The following is a 10,607-nucleotide window of genomic DNA, read 5'->3' on the forward strand; positions in this document are numbered from 1 at the left end:
TTGACCAAGGGGGGCACCGGGGGGGCGGGGGGGCGCTGGTTGACGTCCATGACCCCGCCCTGGGCGGGGCGCAGCTCGGCGCGGGGGGCCGCGATCCGCGGCCCGACGTCGATGAGCGGCCCCTCGATCAGCTCTTCGTCCGGCATGCCGAGGTAGGCGCCCCACCAGATGTGCACGCCGTCCGGCGGGAGCGTGCTCCACGCGCAGTCGCCGTCCAGCATGACCAGCGTCGGGTCGTTGCCGAGCCCTTCGGCGCGGAGCCTGCGGCCGGTGGTGATGTGCACCGGCTCGCCGATGCCGTGCAGGACGGTGCGGTGCGCGGCGGCCAGCGCCTGCGGGCTGGTGACGCCGGGGATCACGGTGTACTCGAAGTCCTGGCCCGCGCGGATGGTCTCGACCAGCCGCAGCGTGCTGTCGTACAGCGAGGGGTCACCCCACACCAGGATGCCGCCCACGCCGTCGACCGCCGCGAACTCGGCGGCGAGCAGCGCGGCGCGGCGGCGGTGCCAGTCCTCGACCGCGCCGCGGTAGTCGCCGGGGTCGCGGTCGCGCGGCGGGTCCTGCACCTCGACCACCCGGTGCCCCGGCTTGGCGTGCCGGTCGAGGATGGTGGCGCGCAGCGCGAGCAGTTCCCGCTTGTCCTCGCCCTTGCCGATGACGAAGAAGGTGTCGACCTGCCCGATGGCCGCGACGGCCTGCAGGGTCACCTGGTCCGGGTGGCCCGCGCCGATTCCGATCACGTGGAGCGTCCGCATGCGCCGAGACTCTAGAGTCGACGTGTGACGACTGCGCCGGACACCCAGTACGAGGACCTGCTCCGCCTGGTCCTGAGCACCGGAACCGCCAAGGGCGATCGCACCGGCACCGGCACCCGCAGCGTGTTCGGGCACCAGCTGCGCTACGACCTGAACGCCGGGTTCCCGCTGGTCACCACCAAGCGCGTGCACCTCAAGTCGGTGGTCTACGAACTGCTCTGGTTCCTCCGCGGCGACTCCAACGCGCGCTGGCTGCAGGAGCGCGGGGTGAAGATCTGGGACGAGTGGGCAGCGCCGGACGGCGAGCTCGGCCCGGTCTACGGCGTGCAGTGGCGGTCGTGGCCCACCCCCGACGGCAGCCACATCGACCAGATCGCCGGCGTGCTGGAGACCCTGCGCACAGACCCGGACTCCCGGCGCATGGTGGTCTCCGCCTGGAACGTCGCCGAGCTGGACAAGATGGCGCTCGCGCCGTGCCACGCGCTGTTCCAGTTCTACGCCGCGGACGGCAAGCTCTCCTGCCAGCTGTACCAGCGCAGCGCTGACCTGTTCCTCGGCGTCCCGTTCAATATCGCCTCGTACGCCCTGCTCACGCACATGGTGGCGCAGCAGGCCGGGCTCGGGGTCGGCGAGTTCGTCTGGACCGGCGGCGACTGCCACATCTACGACAACCACGTCGAGCAGGTCACCGAGCAGCTCGGCCGCGACCCCTACCCGTTCCCGGAGCTGCGGCTGCGCGCGGCGGAGTCGCTGTTCGACTACGACTACGCCGATGTCGAGATCCTCGGCTACCGGCACCACCCGACCATCAAGGCGCCGGTGGCGGTGTGACCGCGCGGACCGTCGGGCTGATCTGGGCGCAGACCCCGGCCGGGGTCATCGGCAGGGACAACGGCATCCCATGGCGGGTGCCGGAGGACGTCGCGCACTTCAAGGCGACCACCGCGGACCACCCGGTCGTCATGGGCCGCCGCACCTGGGACTCGCTGCCCGCCCGCTTCCGCCCACTGCCCGGCCGCCGCAATATCGTCGTCACCAGGCAGCAGGCGTGGCGCGCCGACGGCGCCGAGCCCGCCCGCTCGGTCCCGGCCGCGCTGGCCCTGGCGGGCACCGGGACGGTGTGGGTGATCGGCGGCGCCGAGATCTACCGGGCCGCGCTCGGCGCCGCCACCGAGCTCGCCGTCACCGAGGTCGACCTGGACGTCGACGGCGACAGCTTCGCCCCCGAGCTCGGCCCCGAATGGTCCGCCGACGACGTGCCGTGGGAGCGCTCCGACACCGGCGTCGGCTACCGCATCCGCCGCTATCGCCGCGCGGACGGCTGAACCCGGCATATCGCCGCCGGGGGTCGGGCATACTCCAGGACGTCAGCACCTGTCGGCGCGAAAGGTTGTCATGGACAAGAAATCGCTCACCGCGGTGGCCCGGCAGCAACTGAAGCTCGCGGGGACCGCGACCAGCGGCCGGAGTTCACAGACCCTGTTCGGCGGGCACGCCAACGCACTGCGGCAGACCGTGGTCGCGCTGACCGCGGGGCAGAGCCTGGCCGAGCACGACAATGCCGGGGAGGCGACGCTGCAGGTGCTCAGCGGGACGCTCATCCTGATCAGCGGCACGACGGAGTGGAAGGGGTCGGCGGGGGACCTGCTGGTTATCCCCAGGGCGCGGCACAGCGTGAAGGCTGTGGATGACGTGGCCTTCCTGCTGACCGTCGCGAAGTCGTGAGCGCGCCGACGATCTAGGCTGACGGGCATGGGTGAGCCGCAGCCGATTCTCGAACCGCTCACACCGGCCGCCATCTTCCTCGTCGCCACGATCGCCGAGGGGGGCGAGCCGGTGGTCCGCGACCTGCTCGCGGAGCTGCCCGGGCTCCGCCGCTCGGTCGGCTTCCGGCTGCCCGGGGCAGGGCTGACCTGCGTGGCCTCGATCGGCTCCGCGGCGTGGGACCGGCTCTTCGCCGGGCCGCGCCCGGCCGAGCTGCACGAGTTCCGCGAGTTCACGGGCGCGGTGCACAGCGCACCGGCCACCCCGGGCGACCTGCTCTTCCACATCAAGGCCGAGGTGCACGACGCCTGCTTCGAGCTGGCCATGGTGATCGGCGACCGGCTCGGGGACGCGGTGCGGATCGTGGACGAGACGGTCGGCTTCCGCTACTTCGAGCAGCGCGACCTGCTCGGCTTCGTGGACGGCACGGAGAACCCCGAGGGCGCCACCCCGCAGTCGGACGCGGGCCGCACCGCGCTGATCGGCGCCGAGGACCCGGATTTCACCGGCGGCAGCTACGTCATCGTGCAGAAATACGTGCACCCGATGGACAAGTGGCGGGCGCTGCCGGTGCCGGAGCAGGAAAAGGTGATCGGCCGCACCAAGCTGGACGACTTCGAGCTGGCCGACGAGGTCAAGCCGCCGAATTCGCACGTCGCGGTGAACACGATCATCGACTCCGACGGCACCGAGCGGCAGATCCTGCGCGCCAACATGCCCTTCGGCAGCGTCAAGGGCGGCGAGTTCGGCACCTACTTCGTCGGCTACGCGGCCACCCCGAGCGTCACCGAGCGGATGCTGGAGCGCATGTTCACCGGCACCGAGGACGCCGCCTACGACCGCATCCTGGACTTCTCCGTCGCGGTCACCGGCACGCTGTTCTTCACGCCGCCGAACGACTTCTTCGACGACCTGCCCGACCCGCCGGAGCAGCCCGCCGCACCCGAAGCCGCCCGCCCGGCCGACGGCTCGCTGGGAATCGGCACGCTGAAAAGGAGCACCAACCGATGAACAACCTGCACCGCGAGCTGGCGCCGATCACGCCCGAGGCATGGGCGCAGATCGAGGAGGAGGCCACCAGGACCTTCAAGCGGCACATCGCCGGGCGCCGCGTGGTCGATGTCTCCGGGCCGTTCGGGGTCGACTACTCCGCGGTCGGGCTCGGCCGCACCACCCCGATCGCCGCGCCGGACCAGGGCGTCGAGGCGCGGCAGCGGGTGGTGGCGCCGCTGGTGGAGCTGCGGGTGCCGTTCACGCTCTCCCGCGAGGAGCTCGACAATGTCGAGCGCGGCTCGCAGGATGTCGACCTGGACGCGGTGAAGGACGCGGCGCGCCGGATCGCCTTCGCCGAGGACCGCGCGGTCTTCGAGGGCTACCCGGCCGCGGGCATCAAGGGCATCAGGGCGAGCGCGTCGAACCGGCCGATCGCGCTGCCCACCGACACCAGGCTGGTGCCGGAGGCGGTCGCGCAGGCGCTGTCGGCGCTGCGGCTGGCGGGCGTGGACGGGCCGTACTCGGTGCTGCTCAGCGCCGACCTCTTCACCGAGGTCTCGGAGACCTCGGACCACGGCCACCCGGTCCGCACGCACATCGAGCGGCTGCTGCCGGAGGGCGAGATCATCTGGGCGCCCGCCATCGACGGCGCCGTCGTGCTCACCTGCCGCGGCGGCGATTTCGACCTGCGCATCGGCCAGGACCTCTCGATCGGCTACCTCGACCACGACGCGGAATCGGTGCGGCTGTACTTCCAGCAGAGCATCCAGTTCCTGGTCTACACCTCCGAGGCAGCGGTCTGCCTCTCCTCCGCGTGATGGACGACGCGGTGACGACGGACCGCCCGGCCCCGGTGCGGGCCGGGGTGGTCCCCGGGTCCAGGATCGCGCTGTACGCGGCGGCCGCGCTGCTGATCACGGTCGTGCTCACCGGTGCGGTGGTCGCGCTCTTCGGGGTGAACCGGGTCTTCACCGGGTTGCTGCTGGGCGGCGTGCTCGGGATCGCCGTGCTGGTGGCGCTGTTCCGGCGGGATGTCGTCGTGCTCGACGAGCGGGCTATCGACCGGCGCACCCCCTGGTCGGCGCAGCCGCTGGACTGGGAGCGGGTGGTCGGCGGGCGGTTCTCCCTGGACGAGCGGGCCCGCTGGTCGCTGGCGCTGGACCTCACCGGCGACGCCGAGTTGGTACTGCTCGCCATTCCGCCGGTGGTGCGACCGGTCGGCAACGCCTACGAGATGCGCAAACGCGAGCAGGTGCTGCAGGTGCGGCAGCTGCTGCGGGAGAAGCGGATCCCGATCACCGTGCTGCCGGAGATCGCAACCGCATTACAACGGCACTGGCGCCTGGCACCGCCCGCCCGCTGACCGGTATACCTGGTGCGGGGCGAGACGCGGAGGCTGAAGTGTCGATGAAGAAGGGCGCCAATGTCGCGGTGCCGACCTCGGTCCTGCGCGTCGAGGTGGCGGGGGCGCCGGATGTCGCCGCGCTGCTGGTGACCGGGGGCCGGGTGCGCAGCGATGCCGATTTCGTCTTCTTCAACCAGCCCGCGCACCCGTCGGGGGCGGTGCACTACGAGCGCGGGCACATGCTGGTCGCGGATCTCTCCCGGATCGAGGACGAGGTCGACGCGGTGGTGGTCGCGGTCGCCGGGGACGACGCGCTCGGTGCGCTGACCGCGCGGGTGCTCGAGTCCACCACCGGGACCGAGGTCGCGGCCTTCGAGTGCCGGGGTGACGGGGAGAACGCGCTGGTCGTCGGGGAGCTGTACCGGCGCGGGGGCGGGTGGAAGTTCCGGGCGGTTGGGCAGGGATATACCTCCGGGCTGGAGGGGCTGGTCGTAGCGCACGGGGTCTCGGTGGACGGGGACGAGGCGGACTCCGCGGCCGAGGTGGGCAGTTCGGCGCCGTACCCCACACCGGCGCAGCAGTATCCGATCGCCGGGGGCCCGGTCCCCCCGCAGAACTCCTCAGCCCCGGGGCGGAATGCGCCGACCCGGCCCAATCCGGTGCCGCAGCCGACCATGGTCAACCCGAACCCGTGGGGCGGAACACCGCAGCCGACGATGGTGAACCCGCGCGCGGGCGCTCCCTACGCACCCCCGCCGGTCGCGGTGACCGAGGAACTCCCCACCCTGTCGCTGACCAGCATCGGCGCCACCTCCGGGCTGCTCAGGATCAACCTGAGCTGGTCGGTCCAGGCGATCCGCGGCATCGCGGGGCGCGGTGCCCCGGACCGCCCCCTCGACCTCGACCTCTGCTGCCTGTGGGAGCTGAACGACGGCAGCAAGGGGATCGTGCACGCGCTCGGCGAGTTCGGCAGCCTCTCCGGCCCCCCGTTCCTGAAACTCGACACCGACGACCGCACCGGCCGCCCGGACGGCGAGAACCTGCTCATCGACCTCGACCACATCCGCGATTTCCGCCGCATCCTGGTCTTCGCCTCGGTGTACGAGGGCGCCGACGACTTCCGCGGCGTCACCGCCACCGCCACGCTGTACCCGGTGCACGGCGCCCCCATCGAACTCAGCGTCGCGGGCTGCACCGACAATTCGCGCAAGGTCGCGCTGGCCATGCTGGAGAACGTCGCGGGCGACCTGGTGCTGCGCCGCGAGGGCCGCTTCATCCCCCCGCCGACCCGCCCGCCGTTCTTCCTGAACATGGCGGTGGACGAGGCGTACGGGTGGGGGCTGGCCTGGGTGAGCGCGCCCGCCAAGGAGTAGCTGCACCGGGTGCGGAGATTGTCGATTCAGACCTCGGTGGGGCGGCGCGCCGCCGCCCGCAGTGCGCTGCGGGCGGCGGTGACGGCGGGATGCCCGCCCGTGCCGCGGCGATAGGCCAGGTGGGTTCGGCGCCGGATGGGCAGCGGGGTGAGCTGGACGGTGTCCGGGGCGCCGACGGTGCCGAGGTCGGGGACGAAGGCGACGCCCTGCCCAGCGGCGACCAGGGCGAGTACCGCGCCGAAGTCGTCGGCGTGGTGCCGGATGCGCGGGGTGAACCCAGCCGCCTCGCACGCCCGCAGGGTGAGGGCATGGCAGAGGGTGCCCGGTGTCCCGGCGATCCAGGCGGAATCGCGCCAGGCTGTGAGCTGCTCGACAGGCGACTCCGTGGAACGGGCTGCGAGATGCACGGTTTCCCGGAGCAGCGGCTCGGTCTCGAGCCCGGGGTCGGTGGCGACGGGCACGTAGTCGTACTCCTGCACCAGCGCGATATCGAGCCGCTCCCCGCGCAACGCGTCCGGCACCGAGGCCGGGTCCAGCTCGGTGACCATGAGGTCGAGACCGGGATATTCGCTGCTCAGCGCTACGATGGCGGGCGTGAGAATGGCGGGAACGGCGGAGGGGAAGACCCCGATCCGCAGGGTGCCGGTGAGTTCGGCGGCGGCTGTCGCCAATTCGGCGGCGGCGTGCTGCAGTACCGCCAGCAGTTCCTCGGTGTGCGCGACCAGTCCGCGGGCGGCCGGGGTCAGCGTGACCCGGCGCCCGGTGCGCTCCAGCAGCACCGCCCCCGTCTCCCGCTCCAACGCGGTGAGCTGCTGCGACACCGCCGACGGCGTGTAGTTCAGCGCCTCGGCGACGGCGGCGATGGTGCCGCGATACGCCAGTTCGCGGAGCAGCCGCAGCTTGCGGACATCGAGCATAAGTCCAGCTTAATCTCGGCGTCGCAAATCGGAACTGGACCTGAAGGACGATCCGGGCGAAGGTCGGAGCATGCTGTTGACCGGCTTGTACGTCCCGCTGATCACCCCGTTCACCGCCACCGGTGAACTCGCGACCACAGCACTGGAGGAGCTCGCGCACTCCGCGCTGGCCGACGGCGCCGCGGGGCTGGTCGCGCTCGGTACCACCGCCGAGGCCGCCGCGCTCACCGCGGAGGAGCGCGACACCGTCATCGAGATCTGCGCGAACGCCTGCGCCCGATCCGGCGCGCCGCTCATCGCGGGCGCGGGGACGAACAGCACCGCCTCCTCGATCGAACAGGTCGCGGTGCTCGATCGGCGCATCAGTGCCGCGCTCACGGTGGTCCCGTACTACACCAGGCCGTCCGAAGACGGTGTCATCGAACATTTCCGGGCGCTCGCGGCTGCGAGCCCGGTGCCGCTGATCGTCTACCACATTCCGTACCGCACCGGCCGCACGCTCGGCGCGAAGACGCTCGGCCGGATCGCCCGCATCCCGAACGTCGCCGGCTTCAAACACTCGGCGGGCGGCATCGACGAGACCACCATCTCCTTCCTCGCCGACCTCCCCGCCGACGTCTCGGTGCTGGCGGGCGACGACCTCTTCACAGCCCCGCTGCTCGCCCTCGGCGCGAGCGGCGCCATCCTGGCCTGCGCGAATATCGCCGCCCGCCCGTACGCCGAGCTCATCGCCGCCTGGCGGGACGGCTCGGTCGAACACGCCAGGCAGCTCGGCCGCCGCCTCGTCCCGTTCACCCGCACCCTCTTCGCCGAACCCAACCCGACCGTCATCAAGGCGGTCCTCGCTGCCCATGGCCGCATCCCGAGCCCGCACGTCCGCCTCCCCCTGCTGCCCGCGAGCACGGAAGCGACCGCCGCCGCCCTCGCCTGCGCCGAGCAGCTCGCCCTCGGACTGCTGCCGCAGCGGTGAGTGAAGCCGGGGGCGGCGCTACCCCCGCGGCACAGCGGGCGCTTCGAGCAGCGCGACGGCCTCGGCACGCTCCACCCCCGCCGCCCCGAGCACCCGCAGCACCGCCTCCGGAATGGTCCGTTCGGCGTACTCCGGCGCCACCCCTTCGTCCGACCGGATATTGATCACCGTCTCCACCAACCGGAACGGCAGCACCTCCGCACCGGGCACCCCGCGGGACCCGAGGTCGGCGAGGACGAGCCGGGCCAGCTCCTCGTAGTGCCCCCGCAGCTCGTCCCGGCGCAGCCGGAAGGCGGCGAACCGCTCGGTGCGCAGCTCGGGGAGCAGGTAGAGCGCCCCGAGGTTCCAGCGCGCGGCACACAGCTGCCTGACGTCGAAGAGCGCGAGCGCGTAGAGCCGCACGGCGGCGGGCGCCGGGGTACCGGCCAGCCGCTCGGCGAATTCCAGTGGCCCGGCGACGGTCTCGGCGAGCAGCGCGTCCAGGATGTCGTCCTTGGCGGCGAAGTGGTGGTAGAGCGAGGCCTGCCGGATGCCGACCGCGTCGGCGACCGCGCGGGTCGAGGTGTTGGCGTAGCCCTTGGTGGTGAAGAGCTCGCCCGCGGCGTCCAGGATTTCGGCCCGCGGCGTCTGTCCGTGCCTGCGCCGCTGTTCGAGCCGCGGGCGCCCTGGTCCGAGGTTCGTCACGGGCCCATTCTGGCACTGCGCCGGTACCGGCCCACCTCGCACCGGGCTGACCTGCGCGGAGAGATTCCTGTCATCCGACAGAAACCCACGCAACGCAGACGTTACGGCGCTTGACCGGAGCGATACACAGCGGTCACCGGGAACGCGATCGGCGGGTCAAAACTGTCACCCGATAGATATTTCGGCCCGTCCCGAAGGAACCGCTCATGGCCACCACCCTGGAACCAACCGCCCCCGGGAATCCGCCGTCCGACACCCGCGACGGCGCCGACCTCGCGACGTTCGGCTACGAACCGGTGCTGCACCGCAAGCTGGGCCGGTACGCCTCGTTCGCGGCGGGCTTCTCGTTCGTCTCCATCCTCACGACGATCTTCCAGTTCTTCGCCTTCGGCTACTCGTTCGGCGGCGCCGCCTTCTTCTGGACCTGGCCGCTGGTCTTCGCGGGCCAGTTCCTGGTGGCGCTGAACTTCGCCGAGCTGGCCGCCCGCTACCCGATCTCGGGCTGTATCTACCAGTGGTCGCGGCGGCTGGCGGGCGAGGCGGTGGGCTGGTTCGCGGGCTGGCTGATGATCATCGCGCAGATCGTCACCGCGGCGGCCGCGGCGATCGCGCTGCAGGTGGTGCTGCCGAGCATCTGGAGCGGCTTCCAGATCATCGGCACCGACACCGCGCTGACCTCGCGCGACGGCGCCATGAACGCGGTGCTGCTCGGCAGCGCGCTGCTGGTGGTGACGACCGCGATCAACGTGATCGGCATCGACCTGATGGCGCGGATCAACTCGATCGGCGTGACCATCGAGATCGTCGGCGTGCTCGCCATCATCGGGCTCTTCTTCACCAGCGCGGAGCGCGGGCCGGACGTCGTCTTCGACACCTCGCAGGCGGTCGAGGGGCCGTACTGGATGGCCTTCCTGATCTCCGGGCTGATGGCGGCGTACGTGATGGTCGGCTTCGACTCGGCCGGTGAGCTCTCCGAGGAGACCAAGAACCCGCGCCGGGTGGCGCCGCGCACCATCCTCACCGCGCTCACCGCCTCCGCGCTCGGCGGCGGGCTCATCCTGGTCGGCGCGCTGATGGCGGCGCCGAGCCTGGACGACGGCGCGCTCGCCGAGGGCGGGCTGGCCTACGTGCTGACCGCCAAGCTGGACAGCCCGGCGGGCACGGTGCTGCTCGGCTGCGTCGCGGTGGCGATCATGGTGTGCACGCTGGCCGTGCAGACCGCCGGGTCCCGGCTGCTGTTCTCCATGGCGCGGGACGGCAGGCTGCCCTTCGCTCGCGCCCTGGCCGCGGTGCACCCGCGGTACGGCACGCCGGTGCTGCCAGCCATCGTGATCGGCGCCGTCGGCATCGGGCTGCTGGTGCTGAACCTGGGCAACTCGGCCATCTTCGCCACCCTGGCCAGCGTCGGCATCGCCACGCTCTACCTGGCCTACCTGCTGGTGACCACGCCGCTGCTGGTGCGCCGGTTCCGCGGCTGGCAGAGCGAGCCCGGGCTGTTCGGGCTCGGCCGCTTCGGGATTCCGGTCAACCTGCTCGCCGTCGCCTGGGGCATCGCCATGACCGTGAACCTGGCCTGGCCGCGGCCCGAGGTGTACACGCCGGAGGGCGGGCCCTGGTGGATGCTCTGGGCCGCACCGCTCTTCGTGCTGCTCGCCGTCGGCGTCGGCTTCGCCATCTACCGCACCGTGGCGAACAAGCCCGCCCCCGCCCTCGTCCCGTAATCCGCACGGGTGCCGCGCCGGTGCGCGCCGAACCATCCGGCGACCACCGGCCCGGCCCCGGTCCACCTTCCATCCGCGACGCTCG

Annotated in this window: 12 protein-coding genes; 9 read left to right on the forward strand and 3 right to left on the reverse strand. The window is 72.0% G+C overall.

The window, feature by feature from the left end; translation table 11 throughout:
- The coding region (gene cobF, locus ACFUUZ_RS25945) for a precorrin-6A synthase (deacetylating) (protein ID WP_378700553.1) at positions 1-755 on the reverse strand (755 nt) is incomplete at its 3' end.
- A gap of 24 nt (positions 756-779) precedes the next feature.
- On the opposite strand from cobF, the gene ACFUUZ_RS25950 reads away from it, so the two are divergent.
- From ACFUUZ_RS25950 to ACFUUZ_RS25980, 7 genes are all read left to right on the forward strand, one after another.
- On the forward strand, positions 780-1,586 hold the full coding sequence (locus ACFUUZ_RS25950; RefSeq protein WP_378700555.1) for a thymidylate synthase: 807 nt from the start codon (positions 780-782) through the stop codon (positions 1,584-1,586).
- On the forward strand, positions 1,583-2,080 hold the full coding sequence (locus ACFUUZ_RS25955; protein WP_378700557.1) for a dihydrofolate reductase: 498 nt from the start codon (positions 1,583-1,585) through the stop codon (positions 2,078-2,080). Before ACFUUZ_RS25950 ends, ACFUUZ_RS25955 begins: the two co-directional genes overlap by 4 nt.
- A 70-nt stretch (positions 2,081-2,150) precedes the next feature.
- Positions 2,151-2,480, forward strand: a complete 330-nt coding sequence (locus tag ACFUUZ_RS25960; protein WP_378700559.1) for a cupin domain-containing protein — start codon at positions 2,151-2,153, stop codon at positions 2,478-2,480.
- A 27-nt stretch (positions 2,481-2,507) separates the two neighbouring features.
- Complete coding sequence (locus tag ACFUUZ_RS25965) at positions 2,508-3,530, forward strand: Dyp-type peroxidase (RefSeq protein ID WP_378700561.1); 1,023 nt, start codon at positions 2,508-2,510, stop codon at positions 3,528-3,530.
- Positions 3,527-4,330, forward strand: coding sequence for a family 1 encapsulin nanocompartment shell protein (locus tag ACFUUZ_RS25970; RefSeq protein WP_378700563.1), 804 nt, complete (start codon positions 3,527-3,529; stop codon positions 4,328-4,330). The genes ACFUUZ_RS25965 and ACFUUZ_RS25970 overlap by 4 nt, the downstream gene beginning before the upstream one ends.
- Positions 4,330-4,875, forward strand: coding sequence for a hypothetical protein (locus ACFUUZ_RS25975; RefSeq protein WP_378700565.1), 546 nt, complete (start codon positions 4,330-4,332; stop codon positions 4,873-4,875). The genes ACFUUZ_RS25970 and ACFUUZ_RS25975 overlap by 1 nt, the downstream gene beginning before the upstream one ends.
- A 44-nt stretch (positions 4,876-4,919) precedes the next feature.
- On the forward strand, positions 4,920-6,230 hold the full coding sequence (locus ACFUUZ_RS25980; protein ID WP_378700578.1) for a TerD family protein: 1,311 nt from the start codon (positions 4,920-4,922) through the stop codon (positions 6,228-6,230).
- Positions 6,231-6,256: 26 nt separating this feature from the next.
- Here ACFUUZ_RS25980 and ACFUUZ_RS25985 read toward each other — a convergent pair whose 3' ends face one another.
- Positions 6,257-7,147: a LysR family transcriptional regulator gene (locus ACFUUZ_RS25985; protein WP_378700567.1), complete on the reverse strand. Its 891-nt coding sequence runs from the start codon at positions 7,145-7,147 to the stop codon at positions 6,257-6,259.
- 70 nt (positions 7,148-7,217) lie between these two features.
- On the opposite strand from ACFUUZ_RS25985, the gene dapA reads away from it, so the two are divergent.
- The gene (gene dapA, locus ACFUUZ_RS25990; RefSeq protein WP_378700569.1) at positions 7,218-8,117 is read left to right on the forward strand and encodes a 4-hydroxy-tetrahydrodipicolinate synthase; all 900 of its coding nucleotides are present in this window, start codon (positions 7,218-7,220) and stop codon (positions 8,115-8,117) included.
- An 18-nt stretch (positions 8,118-8,135) separates the two neighbouring features.
- On the opposite strand, the gene ACFUUZ_RS25995 is transcribed toward dapA, so the two are convergent.
- Positions 8,136-8,801 carry a TetR/AcrR family transcriptional regulator gene (locus ACFUUZ_RS25995; RefSeq protein ID WP_378700571.1) on the reverse strand — a complete coding sequence of 222 codons (666 nt, stop codon included), beginning with the start codon at positions 8,799-8,801 and terminating at the stop codon, positions 8,136-8,138.
- A gap of 206 nt (positions 8,802-9,007) precedes the next feature.
- Between ACFUUZ_RS25995 and ACFUUZ_RS26000 the strand changes: the two genes are divergently transcribed.
- Positions 9,008-10,522, forward strand: a complete 1,515-nt coding sequence (locus ACFUUZ_RS26000) for an amino acid permease (RefSeq protein WP_378700573.1) — start codon at positions 9,008-9,010, stop codon at positions 10,520-10,522.
- The last annotated feature ends 85 nt before the right edge of the window (positions 10,523-10,607 follow it).

This window comes from Nocardia sp. NPDC057353, from assembly GCF_042667085.1.
Taxonomy (GTDB): Bacteria; Actinomycetota; Actinomycetes; order Mycobacteriales; family Mycobacteriaceae; genus Nocardia.

What these genes read in the sequence shown, in the direction of transcription:
- ACFUUZ_RS25960 (WP_378700559.1), top strand. Translation starts at nt 2,151, where the DNA reads ATGGACAAGAAATCGCTCACCGCGGTGGCCCGGCAGCAACTGAAGCTC.
- ACFUUZ_RS25965 (WP_378700561.1), top strand. Translation starts at nt 2,508, where the DNA reads ATGGGTGAGCCGCAGCCGATTCTCGAACCGCTCACACCGGCCGCCATC.
- ACFUUZ_RS25970 (WP_378700563.1), top strand. Translation starts at nt 3,527, where the DNA reads ATGAACAACCTGCACCGCGAGCTGGCGCCGATCACGCCCGAGGCATGG.
- ACFUUZ_RS25975 (WP_378700565.1), top strand. Translation starts at nt 4,330, where the DNA reads ATGGACGACGCGGTGACGACGGACCGCCCGGCCCCGGTGCGGGCCGGG.
- ACFUUZ_RS25980 (WP_378700578.1), top strand. Translation starts at nt 4,920, where the DNA reads ATGAAGAAGGGCGCCAATGTCGCGGTGCCGACCTCGGTCCTGCGCGTC.
- ACFUUZ_RS25985 (WP_378700567.1), bottom strand. Translation starts at nt 7,147, where the DNA reads ATGCTCGATGTCCGCAAGCTGCGGCTGCTCCGCGAACTGGCGTATCGC.
- dapA (WP_378700569.1), top strand. Translation starts at nt 7,218, where the DNA reads ATGCTGTTGACCGGCTTGTACGTCCCGCTGATCACCCCGTTCACCGCC.
- ACFUUZ_RS26000 (WP_378700573.1), top strand. Translation starts at nt 9,008, where the DNA reads ATGGCCACCACCCTGGAACCAACCGCCCCCGGGAATCCGCCGTCCGAC.